This is a genomic window from Arthrobacter endolithicus (genome assembly GCF_026627425.1).
GTDB lineage: Bacteria > Actinomycetota > Actinomycetes > Actinomycetales > Micrococcaceae > Arthrobacter_M.
On sequence record NZ_JAPNLH010000001.1, the window covers coordinates 171,519 to 188,081 of the forward strand.

Sequence of the window (16,563 nt, forward strand, 5' to 3'; positions counted from 1 at the left end):
GGCCATGCCAGGCGGCGCCGGCGGGAGAGTCTATCGAGCGAAAGGCGGCAGAGCCAGATGGCGGTAGTCCGCGAGTTTTTTCGGCTGGGTCCGGCCCGGGACGACCACTATCCGGCGCTACGTTGCGCGATCGGAGTGGCCGTGCCGCTGCTGGTACTGCTGTTCCTGGGGCGTTCGGACCTTGCCATTTACGCCGTGTTCGGTGCCTTCACCGGGATCTTCGGCAGGGGTGAAAGCTACCGGCTCCGGATGGCGCACCAGCTGCAGGCCGGCCTGCTGATCCTGACGGCTGTAACGCTGGGCTCGCTCAATTCCCTGGCCGGGGCGGCGCCGTGGTGGATCATCTCAACGACTGCGGCGGTAGGGGCAGTTGGTGCGGTGGCCGCTGAGCGTCTCCGGCTGGGACCGGTAGGCCCATTCTTCTTCATCTTTCCCTTCGCGGCCACCTCCTACATACCCTTGACCGTCCCGCTCTCAGTCCCGCTGCTGACGACGGCGCTGCCCGTGGTGCTGGCCGTTGTCGTCGGGATTTCCGGTTGGTTCATCCGTCGGGCATTGGGCAAACCATCACGGCCGAGGCCGGCTACGGCGAGCCGGTCGGTCAACTCGCCCGCGGTCAGGCTGCAGGCGATGCGGTATGCGCTGGCCATCGCGGCAGCAGGCGCCCTGGCGACGATCACCGGGGTAGGGCACAGCTACTGGGCAATGGTGAGCGCGGCCGTGCCTCTGATGGGACCTGACATGGCCAAGCGGGTGATCCGAGGAGTGCACCGGATTCTTGGCACGCTGGCCGGACTAGGGGTGCTCTGGCTGGTATTGCTGCTGGCGCTGACGCCATGGCAAGTGGTGCTGCTGGTGGTGGTTCTGCAGTTCCTGGCGGAAGTATTCGTCGCCCGGCACTACGGGCTGGCCCTGCTGTTCATCACGCCGCTGGCACTGCTGATGACGGAACTGGCGCACCCGGGCAATGTGGGTCTTTTGATGCTGGAGCGGGCCGTGGAAACCGGCATCGGCGCGGCGGTGGGCATCGCCGTCGCCCTTCTGTTGCGGGACCGGAATCGGCCGCGCGGCATGCCGCGCACCGCCCGCCGGCTCCCATAGTGGCCACCGCGGCCCCCGATGCCCGGAGCTGCGAAATATGCCGGGCCTGCTGACGGTTAGCACTTAGGAGCCCACCGAATTCGGCGCGTATCCCAACGAAAGGTCCACACCTGATGACTGTTCCCCTCTCCATCCTCGACCTGGCCCACATTGGCCGAGGCGAAGCCGCCGAAAGTTTTAAAGCCAGCGTGGCACTGGCGCAGCGCGCGGAGGAGTGGGGCTACCGACGGATCTGGTATGCAGAACACCACAACATGCCCACCATCGCCTCCTCGGCCACCAGCGTTCTGATTGCCCATGTTGCTGCGAATACAACGAAGATCAGACTGGGCGCCGGCGGGATCATGCTGCCGAACCATGCGCCGCTGACCATTGCCGAGCAGTTTGGAACACTGGAAACCCTGCACCCGGGGCGCATTGACCTTGGTCTGGGCAGGGCGCCGGGAAGTGATCAGAAGACCATGCGTGCCTTGCGCCGGGACCCGATGTCCTCGGACACGTTCCCGCAGGACGTTATGGAGCTGCAGGGATATCTCACCGGCAACACGCGGATCCCGGGCATTAACGCGATCCCCGGCCAGGGCACCAATGTGCCGCTGTATATTTTGGGATCTTCGTTGTTTGGCGCCAAGCTCGCCGCAGCGCTGGGACTACCGTATTCGTTTGCCTCGCACTTCGCGCCCAGTGCCCTTGAGGATGCGGTGAAGATTTACCGGCGAGAGTTCCAGCCTTCAGAGCAACTCGCCGAGCCGTATGTCATCGCCGGTGTCAATGTGATCGCAGCCGATACCGAGGAGGACGCACAGCGGCAGTTCCTGGCCGCCAAGCGCAACAGAATTTCCCAGATGGTAGGCCAGGGCCAAACCTTCACGGACGCTGAAGCGGACCTGCTGCTGGAATCCCCGGCGGGCCATCAGGTGCTGCAGATGGCCAGGTATTCCGCTGTCGGGACGGCCGCCCAGGTGAAGGAGTACCTGGATGACTTCACCGCAGTAGCTCAGGCTGATGAGCTTATTGTGGCTACCCAGGCGAGCAGTGTGGACAGCTGGCTGCGGTCCTACCAGCTGTTGGCCGAGGTTGCCGGACTTGTGCCGGGAAAATGACCTCTGCCCGTGAGATGACGGCCGCCCGTGAAATAGGCGGCTGCGGCGCGCGTCGTTGTGCCGGAGGGGCGTTATTCGGGCTAGGCCGGCGCCATGCTACTGTCACGTCGGTAGGACGGATCCGGCGGCAGCAGTAAAAGGGCGGGAAATTGATCGGTTCATCGGCAGCGCTCTGGGGAACGCAACTACTGTCCCTTTCTTTCGCTTTGTTGTTATCCACCGCGATCGGCTTCGAGCGGCAGCTGAAGAGCAAGTCCGCGGGAATGCGCACCCACGCGCTGGTCGGCACCGGCGCGGCGCTTTTTATGGTGGTCAGTAAATTTGGCTTTGACGACGTTTTGGTCAAGGACCTGGTCCGATTGGATCCCTCCCGGGTCGCGGCGCAGATCGTCTCCGGCATCGGCTTCATTGGGGCCGGTCTGGTGTTTGTCCGCCGGAACAAAGTGCGCGGATTGACGACGGCGGCGTCCATCTGGCTGACCGCCGGTGTTGGTACCGCCGCGGGAGCCGGCCTGATCATCCCCGCCGTCTTTGTGACGTTGGCGCACTTTTTGGTGGTGTTTCTCTACCCGTTCATCGTCAGCCGCACCCGGCTCGGAAACCTGAACGAGCACACCATCCACGTCCGCTATCTCGATGGGATCGGGGCGTTGCGGGTGATCATGCTGACCTGCACCGAACTTGGTTTTGCGATCATGGGATTCACCACCCGCGCCAGCGAGGACGGGACTTTGTACCGGGTGCTGGGGAACATTCCACCGGACGACGGCGGCGGGACGGACATAGCGGAAGTCACCGTCGAGGTGGAGCTGGAAATCAGCGGCACCACGCCTATTAGCGTGTTGACCCATCGGCTGGGTTCAGTAGCCGGGGTGCGTGGGCTGTCCATCGACGACGACGCCGAATAGCGTCAGGTGCGTGGCCTGCGCAGGAATCTGCGCGCCGGCTCCTCGACGTAGTTGTAGAGCAGGAACGTCGATAGACCGATAGCGGCCAGTGTCGAGGCGGCCAGGACGTTTTGCATGTTTGTGCCAGCCGGAGTGAGTACCTCAACGATGAGCCAGTGGTAAAGGTAAATGAAAAGCATGTGCACCAGATACAGGCTGTAGGACGCGCGGCCGCCGGCCAGCAGCCAGGGGTGGCTCAAGAAGGCCTGCACCCGGCCGCGGGCCACGCTGAGAAGCGCTAAGAGGGCGGGAAAGAGCAGAACGACCAGCCGCCCAAATCCTCGCGACGGGCCCAGGACCAGCACACCGGTAATCAGCACAACAATGAGGATGGCGGCGGGACCGGCGCGCGAGGAGTTGAAATGGATCCGTCCCCGGTTGCGGACCGCCAGAAGTGCGAAGGCACCGGCGGTAAAACAGCAGAATATTTGCACCAGCCAGCTGTACGGGTAGGGATGGACAGTGTCCAGGAGCTGGCCCGGTCCGAGCAAAGAAACCGGGAGCAGTACCAGCACCGACGCGGTCATGGCTGCCAACGGATGCAGTTGGCGCAGCCGGTAGAACCCCAACGCGGTCACCGGAAAGGCCAAATACGCCAACCATTCCGCGCTGACAGTCCAGCCCGGCCCAAACCAGCTGGCGCCGTCGGTGAACGGCTGAAACCACAGGTGAATCATCAGCAGCTGCTTGATCAGTCCCCAGGCGGAGATATCAGGGGACCGCGCCTGCAGGGACCAGGCCAGCACCGAATGCTGTGTTGTGCCGAGCAGGAACCACAGACCCACTAGACCGATCAGCAAAGCGAACGCCGGCCACATCCGGGCAAACCGGGCCCAGACAAAGTCACGGTAGCCAGCCACGCTCAGCTTGGGCCCGAGGCGCTCCAGATACGTGTACGAGATGATGAACCCGCTGAGCACGAAAAACACGTCCACACCGAGGTCGCCACTGACTATGAGCGGATGGAACGCCGTAAAAACGGGTTTAAGGAACGTATTACTCAGGAGCTGGAGGTGGAACAGTACCACCCAGACGGCGGCAATTAGCCGCAATGAGGTTAAAGCTCCGATCTGCGGTTCTGCACCTGCCAGGCTTGTCTGCCGCGCAGGGCGTGCCTGTTTTGCCGCTGGTGGCCGGGGGAGGGTGATCTGGGCGAGCATTGACTCCACGCTACGTTACTGGTCCGCAGGGCGGCTGAGCGAAAGCTGGGAGTTGCGTGAACGGCCCTGCGGCGCCGGCAGGGCACAGCAACTGTGAACCCGGCTCTAGATATCCGGTATGGCTCCCGCTGAACGGTACTTTCCCGCTGAACGGTACATTCCCGCTGAACGATATTAGGCGGCGCTGAAAGCCGCCTCGCCAAGAGCGGCGCGCAGGGCCTGCGCGGCCGCCGTCGGATCCGTAGCCTCGGTAATGGCGCGTACGACGACGACGCGGTCAGCCCCCGCGGCGACGACCTGTTCGATGTTGCCGAGGTCAATGCCGCCAATCGCGAACCAGGGAATCCGCGTTTTCAGCGAGGCGGCGTACCGCACCATTTCCAGCCCGACGGCGGCGCGGCCGGGCTTGGTGGGCGTGGCCCAGACCGGGCCGACGCAAAAGTAGTCCACGGCGCTGCCGGCTTCCGCGCGGGCCTGCGCGCCGTCGTCACCCGTCCAGCCCCCCGGGCCCGCCTGCACGCCGGCTGCGGCACTGGCCTGTTCCGGCGTGTGGCTGGAAAGACCAACCGCCGTGCTGTGCGGCAGGAGTGTCCTGGCATCAGCCACCGGCAGGTCCTGCTGACCGATATGAAAGACCGGCGCACCGGATAATGCGGCGATGTCCGCGCGGTCGTTAACGGCCCAGAGCCTGCCGTATTCGGCAGCAACGTCGCGTAACACAGCCAGCAATTCCAACTCCTCGGCGGCCTGCAGGGTCTTATCCCGCAGCTGGATGATGTCCACACCGCCGGCGTACGCTGCTCGCACAAAATCCGCAAAATCTCCTTGCTCCGCGCGGGCATTGGTGCACAGGTACAGTCTCGCGTCGGTGACGGAGGGCTGCGTGGCAGGGGCCGGATCCGACGCGGTTAAGGGATTGGAATAAAGACTCGTCATGTCTCATAGACTAGTTCAGTACCGCGGGAGCCGGAGAAGCCGGCTGAGAGGGCACCTGGCGTCACGCCGTGTGCCGACCGAATTGTTCCGCTGGGCTTGGTCCCAGCGGACGGAACCTGATCCGGGTCATGCCGGCGTAGGGAAGGAAAGCACGCGAGTGGACACTGAACGACTGGTCACTGAACGGCTAGTCACTGAACGGCTGGGCGAGGAACGTCTGGGCGAGGAACGTCTGGGCGAGGAACGTCGCGCCGAAGAACAGTGCATCGAAAAACAGTGCATCGAAACGGACGTCGCCGTGATCGGTGGTGGAATCGTTGGACTGGGCATCGCGTGGGAGGTTCAGCGGTCCGGCCGGTCTGTGACGGTTATTGATCCCGGTCCCGCCACAGGAGCGACCTTTGCTGCGGCAGGGATGCTGGCACCGGTCAGCGAGCTGCACTATCAGGAAGAGGAGTTGCTGGGGCTCACACTTGCCTCGGCCGCACTGTGGCCCGATTTTGTGGCGCCGCTGATTGCCGCCGGACATGTGGACACCGGGTTCCGGACGACGGCGACGCTGGTGGTGGGCGCCGACGCCGGCGATAGGCAGGCGCTGGCGGATCTGCGGCAGGTGCAGCTTTCGCACGGCCTGGACGTGGAGCAGGTGAGTATCCGGACAGCCAGGGTGGAGGAACCGTTGCTGGGCCCGCAGCTTTCCTGCGTATACAGAATTGCACAGGACCACCAGGTGGATCCCCGCGCGGTGGCGACGGCGCTGAGGGTGCAGCTGAACATCGTAGCCGGAGCGGGCGGCCGGCTGCGGGAAGAGCAGACGTCGATCCGCCGGATGGCGACCGGATTGCTGCACGAAGACCCGGATAATCCATCCTCCCAAGTGAACGGGGTGCAGCTCGATGACGGGCGGACGGTGACCGCCGGGGAGGTGGTGGTGGCCAACGGGCTCGGTGCATCAGCGCTGGCGGGGCTTCCGACTGGACTGAATTTACCGCTGCGCCCGGTATACGGCGATATCCTCCGGCTTCGCGTCCCGGAACATCTGCGACCGTTGCTCACTGCCACAGTTCGCGGGCTGGTCCGGGGCGTGCCGGTATACATCGTCCCGCGCAACGACGGCACCGTGGTGATTGGGGCAACCCAGCGCGAGGATGATCCCGGCGGGCCAGGCGGCGGAAGTCCTGGCAGTGCAGGTCCGGGGCGGGTTTCGGCCGGCGGCGTGTATTCGCTCCTGCGCGATGCCCAGACCCTGGTGCCGGCCGTTGCCGAGTTGGAACTGCTGGAGACCACCGCGCGCGCCCGGCCCGGAACGCCGGACAATGCGCCGCTGCTGGGCCGGGTTGCCGGAGTTGACGGGGACGTTGCGGGGCTCATTATTGCCACCGGATTTTTCCGGCATGGAGTACTCCTCACACCCATCGCGGCGCAGATCTGCCGGCAGCTGATGGACGGTATCACCGCACAGGACTGGACGGGTTTTCGGCCCGGCAGGTTTTCGGACAAGGAGAAAAAATGATTCAGATCCGGCTCAACGGTCAGCAGCACCAGGCTCCGGCCGGCCAACAGGTGGCTGACCTGGTGACTTTGCTGACAGGCAGGGCTATCGACGCGGCAGGGCGAGCGTGCGACGGCGGACGGCTGGGTGTTGCTGTTGCCCTCAACGCAGCCATTGTTCCGCGCAGCAGCTGGTCCGCCACCGAGCTGGCGGATAACGACGAGGTGGAAATCGTGACGGCTGTCCAGGGCGGATAGCGGTATGGGTGCGGCCTTCCTTGGCTGCTCGAGGACAGATCCGGTCAGGAACGCAGCGTCACGGACGCCATTAGAAGCGAAGGAAATATGAAGTAATGAACACGACACTGAAAACCACGAGTAGTGCAGGCGCATTGATGCCGGCGCCCGCTCCGGACTCCCTGGTCATTGACGGCGTGGCGCTAGGCTCCCGGCTGATCATGGGAACCGGCGGAGCGCCGAGCCTGAACGGACTTGGTGCGGCGCTGTTGGCCTCCGGAACGGAGCTGACCACTGTGGCCATGCGGCGCCACAGTGTGGCGGCCCCGGCGGGCACCTCGCTCTTTGATCTGCTGCTGCAGCAGCAGATCCGAGTGCTTCCCAATACCGCCGGGTGCTTCACCGCGCGGGAAGCCGTGATGACGGCGGAACTGGCCCGAGAGGCACTGGAAACGGACTGGGTGAAGCTGGAAGTCATTGCGGACGAGCACACCCTGCTGCCGGACGCCGTCGAACTCGTTGATGCGACCGAGCAATTAGTGAGTCGGGGATTCAAGGTCTTCGCGTATACGAACGATGATCCGGTGCTGGCGCTGCGGCTGGAAGGCCTGGGAGCAGCAGCAGTTATGCCGCTCGGATCACCGATCGGTACGGGGCTGGGCATCCTGAATCCACACAACATCGCGTTAATAGTCTCCCGAGCCGGCATCCCGGTGGTCCTGGACGCCGGCATTGGAACGGCCTCCGACGCCGCGCTGGCCATGGAGCTGGGCTGCGATGCCGTTTTGCTCGCGACGGCGGTCACCCGGGCGCAGGATCCGGTACGGATGGCCGAAGCTTTTAAACATGCAGTGATCGGCGGTAGGCTGGCGGCGCAGGCTGGTCGAATTCCCAAACGCGACCATGCCTTGGCATCCTCAGCGTTGGAGGGCCGGCCGGACCTGTAGCGGCTTCGTTCGGGCACGGCGGCCGAGCAGGCCAGTTGGCAGCGGGGCGACTAGCGGCTGCGGAGAATGGCCGTCAGTCGGGCGGTGTCCCGTGCTGTCCGGCTGCGTCCGAGCAGCAGCGAAGCGGCCATCGAGAAGACTATTGCGGCAACCATCGAAGCGATCCACGGGACCCAGGTGAGGCCCGGCTGATAGCTCAGCCCCGCGGCGACCGTAATGATCCAGGTCAGCAGGGCGGCCAGCACCGCGATGCCGGCCGGCAGCAACTCGCCGTACGCGTGGTGGTGTTTTTTGTCGGTCCCCCAGACGATCGCGCCAACCATACCGGACATCAAAGCGATAATCACCAGATCAACCATTTGCGCGGTCTTCCTGCTCGGCGGCCGGGTCAGAGGGCGCCGAAGCCGACGCGGCGTGATTCCTCGGCGCCGATTTCGACGTAGCCCAGAACGTTCGCCGGCACCAGGACGACCCGGCCTTTTTCGTCCGTGAGGCGAAGCTCGATGCCCTTGGCGATGGCTTCGGTCACCTTGGCAGCGACCTCATCGAGGGTCTGTGTGGATTCCAGCACAATTTCACGGCCGACGTTCTGAATTCCGATTTTAATTTCCACCGCGGTGTCTCCTTAATATGCCGCCATATTGGCGTAGCACTGAATTGAAACCAAACCCACCGGGTTCAGCTGGTACGAACTGGCTAGGGATCAGTCTAGGGCGTATGGCCTAGGGTTCCTTGGGGAACCGGCTGATTCCGCGCCAAGCTAAACGGTAGATCAGCTCACTGGCCACATCCAGGTCCAGACTCCCGTCCGTCTCCAGCCAGTAGCGGGCGCTGACCTGCGCCATTCCTGCCAGCGCGCGTCCCAGCAGGGTCGCTTCAATATGCGGGAGTTTGGTGTCCTCTGAAATGACGCAGGCAATGGCATCGGCGTAGGCGGCGTTGAAGGCCTCCAGCCGGGCAGCGACCTCGGGATCGTTGACCAGGTCGGATTCGAAGACCAGCCGATACGCTTGGTCATCCTTGGCGATGAACTCAAAGTAGGCCCGCATGGTGGCCTGAACGCGAAGCTTGTTGTCCGTCGTCGAGCCCAAGGCTGTGATGAGGCGGCTGGTGAGCTCAGCCAGATGAGCGTCCAACAGTGCCAGATACAACTCGCGTTTGCTCGGGAAATGCTGGTACAGCACCGGTTTACTGACCCGTGCTGTTTCCGCGATCTCATCCATGGCGGTGCCGTGGTAGCCGTTGGCGACAAAGACTTCCTGGGCCGCGGCCAAGAGCTGGGCGCGGCGTTCATCGCGGGGCAACCGGGGCAGCCGCGGGCGGACCGGCGTTTGCGGAGTTCGGGATTCCTGGGTCATGCCGTGGCGCCTCTCATCTCGCACGCCCCACCGGAGCGTAACCCTCACTTTACCGGCCGGTAATATGACTGAGTACACCTCCCGGGCATAGATTAAGGCTATGTCGCCATCATTGCGGGCCGGTACCGCGCAGCATGACCACGATTTCCCGGCACTTCCCCCGTTGGTTGATCCCGGGCCGGAGCTGACCCGAACGGAGATTGAACGCTATTCGCGGCACCTGATTATCCCGGAGATTGGCGTTGAGGGGCAGCGTCGGCTGAAGAACGCCCGGGTGCTGGTGATCGGAGCGGGCGGGTTGGGTTCCCCGGCGCTGCTATACCTGGCTGCCGCCGGAGTCGGAACCATTGGCATCGTGGACGACGACGACGTGGACCTAAGTAATCTGCAGCGGCAGGTAATCCATTCGGTGCCGGACGTGGGACGGAGCAAACTCGAATCCGCCCGGGATTCGATTGCCGCGCTGAACCCGCTGGTGACCGTGGTGCTGCATCCGGTGCGGCTGGATTCCACCAATGCGTTGGAGATCTTTGCCGACTATGACCTGATTCTGGACGGCGCGGATAACTTTGCCACCCGGTATCTGGTCAATGATGCGGCGGCGCTGCAGGGAAAGCCCTACGTGTGGGGTTCGATTTTGCGTTTTGACGGTCAGGTCAGCGTGTTCTGGGAGGAATTCGGTCCCAGCTACCGGGATTTGTACCCCGAACCGCCGGCCGCAGGAACCGTACCGTCCTGCGCGGAAGGCGGTGTGTTCGGCATGCTCTGTGCCGCCGTCGGCTCGATGATGGTGATCGAAGCCGTGAAGCTGATTACCGGCGTTGGGCGGACCTTATTGGGCAGGCTGCTGATATTTGACGCGCTCGGCTCCAGCTGGCGGGAGATCGGCATCTCCAAGGATCCGGAAGGCTCGCCGGTGACGCAGCTGCTGGACTATGCCGATTTCTGCGGCGTGCAGGGGCCGGATTCCGACGCCACCACTGCTGACAGTTCCGCGGATACGATTTCCGCGACGGTGCTGGCCGCCCGGCTGGCCGCACGGGAGCGGGGTGCAGACAGCTTCGAGCTGATCGATGTCCGCGAGCCCGGCGAGTTCGGGATTGTGCGGATCCCGGGCTCCGTTCTGGTGCCGCTCGGCGGGATTCAGACCGGCACCGCCCTCTCCGGGATCCCGCGGGATGTGCCGCTGGTACTGCACTGTAAATCCGGCGCCCGCTCGGCCCAGGCACTGGCGAGCCTGCGGGCTGCCGGGTATGCCGACGTCGTCCATCTCGACGGCGGCATTCTGACATGGGTGCGTGAGGTGGAACCCGACAAACCCATTTACTGACACCCCACAGGCAGGAGCAAACCCGACAGGAGGAGAGATGGACAACGTGGCAGACGAATTCACCGCTCAACATAAGATCAACTCGGGCTTCGGTCCCGCGTCAACGGCGTCCGACGTGCTGCGGGGGATTGACCTGGCGGGAACCGTGGCCATGGTGACGGGCGGCTATTCGGGGCTCGGCCTGGAAACAACCAAGGCCCTCGCGGCGGCCGGGGCCTCGGTGCTGGTACCGGCCCGACGTCCTGAACACGCCCGCGAGGTTCTGGCGGCAGCCGGCCTCGCCGCTGACCGCGTGAGCGTCGATGCCCTGGATTTGGCGGATCAACAGAGCGTCAAGGAATTCAGTGCCCGCTTCCTCGACTCCGGGCACGGGCTGGACGTCCTGATCAACAATGCGGCGATCATGGCCAGCCCCGAGGCCCGGGTTGGCCCCGGGTGGGAGTCTCAGTTCGCCACTAATCATTTGGGTCACTACGCCCTGACCAACCTGTTGTGGCCGGCCCTGAGTGCCGGAACCGGGGCACGCGTCGTCGCGCTCGCGTCCACCGGACACAAGCTTTCCGGCATCCGGTTCGATGATCCTCAGTTCAGCACGGGCTACGACAAATGGCAGGCCTACGGTCAGGCGAAGACAGCAGACAGCCTCTTTGCCGTGCAGCTGGACCGGCTGGGACGCGACCGCGGCGTGCGGGCCTTCGCGGTGCATCCGGGCGCAATCATGACCGAGCTGCAGCGGCACCTGCCGGCGGCGGAAATGATGGCCGCGGGATGGATCGATGACCAGGGCAATGTCGATCCGCGGTTCAAGTCCCCGGCACAGGGCGCCGCTACTTCCGTTTGGGCCGCGACGGCACCACAGCTGGCGGGGCTGGGCGGGGTTTACTGCGAGGACTGCGACATCGCCGAACCAACGGACACCGCTTCGCCGACCGCCCGGATGGCCGGAGTAGATGCCCACGCCGTGGACCGGGACGCGGCGGCCCGACTCTGGGATCTTTCCGCGGAGCTCACCGGCATCAACGCCTTCGCCTAGGTGCCGCCTTCGATGGATGGGTGGACGGGGAACCTCCTCCGCGCCACGGTCCAGGGCCCGCCGGTGGAACCGCCGCTGCAGGTCTTAATCCTGATCCTGGCGGCCGCCGTGTCGCTGGCGGTGCCCGGTGTCCTATGGCGGCACTTTGGGATTTACGTCACCGTGGTCCACGAACTAGGGCACGCCTTCGCCGCCTTGCTGACCGGGCAGCGGCTGACCGGTATCCGGATTCAACGCGACCAATCCGGGACAACGCACAGCGTGGCCCGTGGCCGATGGCCCGCGGTGTGGTCCGGGTTCTGGGGCTATCCGGCCCCCGCGGTAGTGGGAGCGGCCATGGTGCTCTCAGCCCGCACCGGCTGGCAAAGCGCCGCGCTGCTGATCGGCGGGGCTCTCATAGTGCTGGCGCTGCTCTTTGTCCGTAACGCCTTCGGCGCAGTATCGGTGCTGTTCTGTGCCGGGGTGGCAGTGACGCTGCTGTATCTGGCCGACGCGCAGGTCCAGGGCTACGTACTCCTGGTACTGGGCACGGCACTGTTGGTGGGTGCCGCGCTGGCGTGGTTTACGGTGCTGAGCGTCCATGTCTCGCACCGGGACCGGCTGGCGACCTCGGATGCGTACCTGCTCTACCGGCGGACCGGAATACCGTCCGTGGTCTGGCTGCTGTTGATGGGCGCGGTGATCGCGGGGTCGGGGTGGGCCGCCGTCGGGGCCGCGCTCCCGGCTGGAACCGGCTAACGTCGATTCAGGCCGTCTCAGCGGCAGGATCCACGGGGCAATGCGCCGGTACGATGGCCACTGGCTCTTCGACCGTAATGCCGTACAGGGCTTCGAGGCCAGCAAGATAGCTGTCCTGCTCGCCGGCCGCCGCGAGCTCACGTGCCCTGACCGTAGGGATGTGCAGTAGAGACTTGACCATCCGACGCATCGCGAATTCGACCTCTTCCGCCGCGGCGGTGCAGCCGTGTTGGGCCCGCACACGGGCAATTTCGGTGTCGAGCACGCTCATCGTGTGCCGGCGCAAAGCCACGATTGCGCCGTCGACCGAGCGCGCCTTGTGCTGTTCTTCAAAACTGTGGGCCGCTTTTGCCACAATGTCCGCCGCCTGGTTCATCGATTCTGTCTGCTCCGCGGGTGCGGCCAGCCGGACGGATTCCAGCGTCAGCAGTTCCACCTCGTCCAGCTCGGCAACAGCGGGATCAAAATCACGCGTCAAAGCCAGGTCAAGAATGACCAGCGGCTGCGGTGAGGCGCGGCGGAGACCGGCAATGTCAGCGGCCTGGACGCGGTTTTCGGAGCCGCTGCAGCCGATCAGGATATCCGCCGCCGCGACGGCGCTCTCAAGGCTTTCACGGCTCAGTGCGGTGCCGCCCCGGGTCGCCACGAACGTCTGGGCCCGGCCGGATGCGGAGAAGACCGAGATGTCAGTACAGCCGCGCCCTGTCAGCTGTGCCATCGTGGTGCCGGCATAGGCTCCGGTTCCGAAAATGACCACCCGGGAGTCCGTGAAATCAGCACCTGTAGCTGCCGGGCCGCCGCGCAGTTCGGCTGCCAGATCCAGCGCAACGGAAACAATGGATAGGCCCCTGCTGCCTAGCGCGGTTCGGGCGCCAACATCTTTGGCCGTCTTGGATGCGGCCTGGAACAGCCGCACCAGGGCCGGGCTCGCGGTGGAATCCCGCTGCGCGCCGGTCAGAGCGCGCCTAACCTGGCCGGCAATTTCGCGTTCCCCGACGACGGCGGAATCGAGTCCGGCGCTGACGGCAAAAAGGTGCCGGCTGACGGCTGGTCCGCGGCGCGTTTCGAAGGCCCGGGAGACAATATGTTCGGTCAGCCCGCTGCTCTCGCTGATCCGTGAGATGACGGCGGCACGTGCCGCCTCGACGTCGTCTTCCGTCCTTGCTTCCGCATAGATCTCGTAGCGGTTACACGTTGCCAACGCCACCGCGCCAAGGATTTCCTGCTGGCGTCCGAGCACGGAAAGCGGGACCTCGGAGGCGCCGGCGCTCAGGCGGGCGACTGTCTCGAGATCTATTTCGGCGTGCGACGCCACGAGAGAGAAAAGGACCACAACACCTCTATAGTACCGACTTCGCACCCGCGTAGAACAAGCGAGGGTAGCCAAACCTGGCGTCCGCCGGGGTGATATTCGTTACCACTGGCCGCCTACAGCTGCGGCGGTTATCCAATTAGGCAGAACTTGGGCAGAATCAGAACCATGACACTTAGCTCCAGGCACCCCCTGATGGATGGCCGCACCGGCGATTCGCCGTTGATCACCGCTTACCGCGGCGGGAAACCGTCACGACGGCCGGTCTGGTTCATGCGCCAGGCGGGGCGCTCGCTGCCGGAATACCGCGAGCTGCGCAAGGGCGTGGCGATGCTGGATTCGTGCCTGGACCCGCAGCTGGCCTCGGAAATCACGCTGCAGCCCGTCCGCCGGCACGATGTGGACGCCGGCATTTTTTTCTCCGACATTGTCATCCCGCTCAAACTGGCCGGGGTAGGGGTGGACATTGTCCCCGGGGTAGGCCCGGTGCTGGACACGCCAATCCGCACGGCCGCTGACGTGGCAGCCCTTCCCACGCTGACCGACGAGGCGCTGGAGCCGATCCGCGAAGCCGTCCGGCTCACCGTTGACCAGCTGGGGAAGACACCCTTGGTCGGGTTCGCCGGCGCGCCGTTCACACTAGCGGCCTACATGGTGGAAGGGAAGCCATCGCGTGATCATTTGGGCCCACGCACCATGATGCACGCCGATCCGCTGGCCTGGCGGGCGCTGACCCAGTGGGCGGCGGATGCTTCCGGGATGTTCCTGCGTGCGCAATTGGAAGCCGGGGCCAGCGCCGGTCAGCTGTTCGATTCCTGGGCCGGATCGTTGGGTTTGGCGGACTACACCCGGTATGTGGCTCCCGCATCAGCACGGGCACTTGACCATGTGCGCGGTCTTGGTGCGCCGCTGGTCCACTTTGGTACCGGCACGTCGGAACTGCTGGGCGCTATGCACGACGTCGGCGTGGACGTCATGGGGGTCGATTACCGGCTGCCGCTGGATGAGGCGAACCGGAGGCTGGGCGGAGCCGTGCCACTGCAGGGGAACATCGATCCTGCGCTGCTGTCCGCACCGTGGGAGGTCCTCGAAGCCCATGTGCGTGCGGTGATCGCGGCAGGGGAGGCCGCGCCCGGACACGTGCTCAATTTGGGTCACGGGGTGCCGCCGGAAACCGATCCTGATGTCCTCACCCGGATGGTGGAACTGATCCACTCAATTCAGCCCTCATGATGGACAGCCCGATGCACAGTGCTGCTGCGCCGCGCGGACGGCGGCAGCGGCGTGCCGTCGTCGTCGGTGGCGGAATCTCCGGACTCGTGGCTGCCCGGGACCTGGTTCACGCCGGCTACCGGGTCACGGTGCTGGAGGCGTCGGGCGTTTTCGGCGGCTGCGTCGGTTCGCACATGGTGGCCGGCCTCTCGCTGGACAGCGGGGCGGAATCATTTGCCACGCGTTCGACGGCGGTCGCAGACCTGGTCACGGAGCTGGGTTTGGGGGCCCTCATCAGATCGCCGGACCCGTCCGGTGCCTGGGTTCAGCTGCCGACGGGAGCGCTGCCGCTGCCACGGACCGGGGTGTTGGGCATTCCGGCTGACCCCTGGGCGCCGGAAGTGCGCAGGGCGCTGGGGTTCGCCGGTTCGCTGCGGGCTGCGCTCGATGCGTCCCTACCGGCGTCGGTAGGGACGAGTGCGCAGGTGTGCAGCGTCGCGGACCTGGTCCGGGCGCGGATGGGCGCTCGTGTCCTGGAGCGTTTGGTGGCGCCTGTGGTCGCCGGAGTCCATTCGGCGGATCCGGAAGTTCTGGACGTTGACATGGTGGCGCCGGGGCTGCGCGAAGGCATTCTGAAACACGGTTCCTTGGCGGCCGCAGTGGCGGCGCAACGGGGTGCCGCCCGGCCGGGTGGTGCGCAGCCGGGCGGGGCACAGCCGCGCAGTGGCCCGCAGGGTGACGTCGAGCCGGGCGGTGCACAGCCGGGTATGGCAAAGGCCGGGGCGGCGGTGGGCGGCCTGGCCGGGGGGATGTTCATGCTCGTCGGGGCGCTGGCAGAAGATCTGCGGAAGGCGGGCGTTGAGATGCACACGGGGCACCCGGCGACCGGGCTTTCACGCACGGCTTCGTCCGGTGCAGGCACTGAATGGACGGTAACCGCGGGGAAGTGGTCCGCGCGGGCAGAAGTTCTGGTGGTGGCCACGAATGGTCCGGCGGCGGTGCAACTGCTGGCCCCTGTGATCCCGGAGCTTGCCGGTCATGCCCCGGCGGCCGGGCCCGACGTTCGGCTGGTGACCCTCGTGGTGGATTTGCCCGGTCTGGATGTGAAACCCCGCGGTACCGGCATTCTGGTGGCGCCGCAGACCGCCGGGATCATGGCCAAAGCGCTGACACATGCGAGTGCGAAATGGGCCTGGCTGGCCGAGAAAGCCGGGGCCGGGAGGCACATCCTCAGGCTCTCCTACGGCAGGGCAGGAGACGGTGCAGGCAGGGCCGGAGACGGTGCAGGTCGATCCCCGCAACTTTCCGCAGCGGACGATGACCTGCTGACCGCTGCCCTCGCGGACGCTTCGACCCTGCTGGATCAGCCGATCACTGCGGATGTTCTGCTGGATTGGGACGTCGTGCGGTGGCCCGGTTCGCTGCCGTTTGCCGCGGTGGGACACCGGAAAGAAATGGCAAAGGTCCGCGACATTGCCCGCCAGCAGCCCGGACTGCTCCTGCTGGGTGGTTGGCTGGCCGGAAATGGTCTCGCCGCCGTGGTGGCGGATGCCCGTGCGGAAGTGGCGGGTGCACTCACGGCTGAGCAGACGGACCATACCGAAAAAAGCCTGTGAGTTTCGTGACTTCTACCACCGGTAGAGGCTTTCGGTTTCAAC

At 65.2% G+C, this 16,563-nt stretch carries 17 protein-coding genes; 11 read left to right on the forward strand and 6 right to left on the reverse strand.

Going from position 1 to position 16,563, the window contains the following annotated elements:
- The first annotated feature begins 57 nt into the window (after positions 1-57).
- The 3 genes from OS914_RS00880 to OS914_RS00890 all read left to right on the forward strand — a co-directional run bounded on the left by OS914_RS00880 (position 58) and on the right by OS914_RS00890 (position 3,112).
- Positions 58-1,101 carry an FUSC family protein gene (locus OS914_RS00880; protein ID WP_267544170.1) on the forward strand — a complete coding sequence of 348 codons (1,044 nt, stop codon included), beginning with the start codon at positions 58-60 and terminating at the stop codon, positions 1,099-1,101.
- A gap of 113 nt (positions 1,102-1,214) precedes the next feature.
- Positions 1,215-2,204: an LLM class flavin-dependent oxidoreductase gene (locus OS914_RS00885; protein WP_267544171.1), complete on the forward strand. Its 990-nt coding sequence runs from the start codon at positions 1,215-1,217 to the stop codon at positions 2,202-2,204.
- A 149-nt stretch (positions 2,205-2,353) separates the two neighbouring features.
- Positions 2,354-3,112, forward strand: coding sequence for an MgtC/SapB family protein (locus OS914_RS00890; protein WP_267544172.1), 759 nt, complete (start codon positions 2,354-2,356; stop codon positions 3,110-3,112).
- A gap of 2 nt (positions 3,113-3,114) precedes the next feature.
- Here the strand turns inward: OS914_RS00890 and OS914_RS00895 are convergent, their stop codons facing one another.
- Both OS914_RS00895 and thiE read right to left on the reverse strand, forming a co-directional pair.
- Complete coding sequence (locus OS914_RS00895; RefSeq protein WP_267544173.1) at positions 3,115-4,311, reverse strand: acyltransferase family protein; 1,197 nt, start codon at positions 4,309-4,311, stop codon at positions 3,115-3,117.
- 174 nt (positions 4,312-4,485) lie between these two features.
- On the reverse strand, positions 4,486-5,247 hold the full coding sequence (thiE, locus tag OS914_RS00900) for a thiamine phosphate synthase (RefSeq protein ID WP_267544174.1): 762 nt from the start codon (positions 5,245-5,247) through the stop codon (positions 4,486-4,488).
- A gap of 265 nt (positions 5,248-5,512) precedes the next feature.
- On the opposite strand from thiE, the gene thiO reads away from it, so the two are divergent.
- From thiO to OS914_RS00915, 3 genes are all read left to right on the forward strand, one after another.
- The gene (gene thiO / locus OS914_RS00905; RefSeq protein WP_267544348.1) at positions 5,513-6,760 is read left to right on the forward strand and encodes a glycine oxidase ThiO; all 1,248 of its coding nucleotides are present in this window, start codon (positions 5,513-5,515) and stop codon (positions 6,758-6,760) included.
- The gene (gene thiS, locus OS914_RS00910) at positions 6,757-6,996 is read left to right on the forward strand and encodes a sulfur carrier protein ThiS (protein WP_267544175.1); all 240 of its coding nucleotides are present in this window, start codon (positions 6,757-6,759) and stop codon (positions 6,994-6,996) included. The genes thiO and thiS overlap by 4 nt, the downstream gene beginning before the upstream one ends.
- Before the next feature lie 137 nt (positions 6,997-7,133).
- Positions 7,134-7,922, forward strand: coding sequence for a thiazole synthase (locus OS914_RS00915; RefSeq protein WP_267544349.1), 789 nt, complete (start codon positions 7,134-7,136; stop codon positions 7,920-7,922).
- 50 nt (positions 7,923-7,972) lie between these two features.
- On the opposite strand, the gene OS914_RS00920 is transcribed toward OS914_RS00915, so the two are convergent.
- From OS914_RS00920 to OS914_RS00930, 3 genes are all read right to left on the reverse strand, one after another.
- Complete coding sequence (locus OS914_RS00920; protein ID WP_267544176.1) at positions 7,973-8,281, reverse strand: hypothetical protein; 309 nt, start codon at positions 8,279-8,281, stop codon at positions 7,973-7,975.
- Between the two features lie 29 nt (positions 8,282-8,310).
- On the reverse strand, positions 8,311-8,535 hold the full coding sequence (locus tag OS914_RS00925; protein ID WP_267544177.1) for a DUF3107 domain-containing protein: 225 nt from the start codon (positions 8,533-8,535) through the stop codon (positions 8,311-8,313).
- A 109-nt stretch (positions 8,536-8,644) separates the two neighbouring features.
- Positions 8,645-9,280, reverse strand: a complete 636-nt coding sequence (locus tag OS914_RS00930) for a TetR/AcrR family transcriptional regulator (RefSeq protein WP_267544178.1) — start codon at positions 9,278-9,280, stop codon at positions 8,645-8,647.
- Between the two features lie 100 nt (positions 9,281-9,380).
- On the opposite strand from OS914_RS00930, the gene moeB reads away from it, so the two are divergent.
- From moeB to OS914_RS00945, 3 genes are read left to right on the forward strand one after another with little or no spacing between them, the layout of a single operon-like run.
- Complete coding sequence (moeB, locus tag OS914_RS00935; protein WP_267544179.1) at positions 9,381-10,610, forward strand: molybdopterin-synthase adenylyltransferase MoeB; 1,230 nt, start codon at positions 9,381-9,383, stop codon at positions 10,608-10,610.
- Between the two features lie 37 nt (positions 10,611-10,647).
- The gene (locus tag OS914_RS00940) at positions 10,648-11,643 is read left to right on the forward strand and encodes an SDR family NAD(P)-dependent oxidoreductase (protein ID WP_267544180.1); all 996 of its coding nucleotides are present in this window, start codon (positions 10,648-10,650) and stop codon (positions 11,641-11,643) included.
- A gap of 12 nt (positions 11,644-11,655) precedes the next feature.
- Positions 11,656-12,381 (forward strand): M50 family metallopeptidase, encoded by a 726-nt coding sequence (locus OS914_RS00945; protein ID WP_267544181.1) that lies wholly within the window; start codon positions 11,656-11,658, stop codon positions 12,379-12,381.
- 7 nt (positions 12,382-12,388) lie between these two features.
- Here OS914_RS00945 and OS914_RS00950 read toward each other — a convergent pair whose 3' ends face one another.
- A complete protein-coding gene (locus tag OS914_RS00950) occupies positions 12,389-13,714 on the reverse strand; it encodes a glutamyl-tRNA reductase (RefSeq protein WP_267544182.1) in 1,326 nt (441 codons plus the stop codon).
- Positions 13,715-13,861: 147 nt separating this feature from the next.
- Here OS914_RS00950 and hemE point away from each other — a divergent pair, with 147 nt between their 5' ends.
- Positions 13,862-14,926 carry a uroporphyrinogen decarboxylase gene (gene hemE / locus OS914_RS00955; RefSeq protein WP_267544183.1) on the forward strand — a complete coding sequence of 355 codons (1,065 nt, stop codon included), beginning with the start codon at positions 13,862-13,864 and terminating at the stop codon, positions 14,924-14,926.
- Complete coding sequence (gene hemG / locus OS914_RS00960) at positions 14,923-16,521, forward strand: protoporphyrinogen oxidase (RefSeq protein WP_267544184.1); 1,599 nt, start codon at positions 14,923-14,925, stop codon at positions 16,519-16,521. Before hemE ends, hemG begins: the two co-directional genes overlap by 4 nt.
- The last annotated feature ends 42 nt before the right edge of the window (positions 16,522-16,563 follow it).

What these genes read in the sequence shown, in the direction of transcription:
- OS914_RS00880 (WP_267544170.1), top strand. Translation starts at nt 58, where the DNA reads ATGGCGGTAGTCCGCGAGTTTTTTCGGCTGGGTCCGGCCCGGGACGAC.
- OS914_RS00885 (WP_267544171.1), top strand. Translation starts at nt 1,215, where the DNA reads ATGACTGTTCCCCTCTCCATCCTCGACCTGGCCCACATTGGCCGAGGC.
- OS914_RS00895 (WP_267544173.1), bottom strand. Translation starts at nt 4,311, where the DNA reads ATGCTCGCCCAGATCACCCTCCCCCGGCCACCAGCGGCAAAACAGGCA.
- thiE (WP_267544174.1), bottom strand. Translation starts at nt 5,247, where the DNA reads ATGACGAGTCTTTATTCCAATCCCTTAACCGCGTCGGATCCGGCCCCT.
- thiS (WP_267544175.1), top strand. Translation starts at nt 6,757, where the DNA reads ATGATTCAGATCCGGCTCAACGGTCAGCAGCACCAGGCTCCGGCCGGC.
- OS914_RS00915 (WP_267544349.1), top strand. Translation starts at nt 7,134, where the DNA reads ATGCCGGCGCCCGCTCCGGACTCCCTGGTCATTGACGGCGTGGCGCTA.
- OS914_RS00920 (WP_267544176.1), bottom strand. Translation starts at nt 8,281, where the DNA reads ATGGTTGATCTGGTGATTATCGCTTTGATGTCCGGTATGGTTGGCGCG.
- OS914_RS00930 (WP_267544178.1), bottom strand. Translation starts at nt 9,280, where the DNA reads ATGACCCAGGAATCCCGAACTCCGCAAACGCCGGTCCGCCCGCGGCTG.
- moeB (WP_267544179.1), top strand. Translation starts at nt 9,381, where the DNA reads ATGTCGCCATCATTGCGGGCCGGTACCGCGCAGCATGACCACGATTTC.
- OS914_RS00940 (WP_267544180.1), top strand. Translation starts at nt 10,648, where the DNA reads ATGGACAACGTGGCAGACGAATTCACCGCTCAACATAAGATCAACTCG.
- OS914_RS00945 (WP_267544181.1), top strand. Translation starts at nt 11,656, where the DNA reads ATGGATGGGTGGACGGGGAACCTCCTCCGCGCCACGGTCCAGGGCCCG.
- hemE (WP_267544183.1), top strand. Translation starts at nt 13,862, where the DNA reads ATGACACTTAGCTCCAGGCACCCCCTGATGGATGGCCGCACCGGCGAT.
- hemG (WP_267544184.1), top strand. Translation starts at nt 14,923, where the DNA reads ATGATGGACAGCCCGATGCACAGTGCTGCTGCGCCGCGCGGACGGCGG.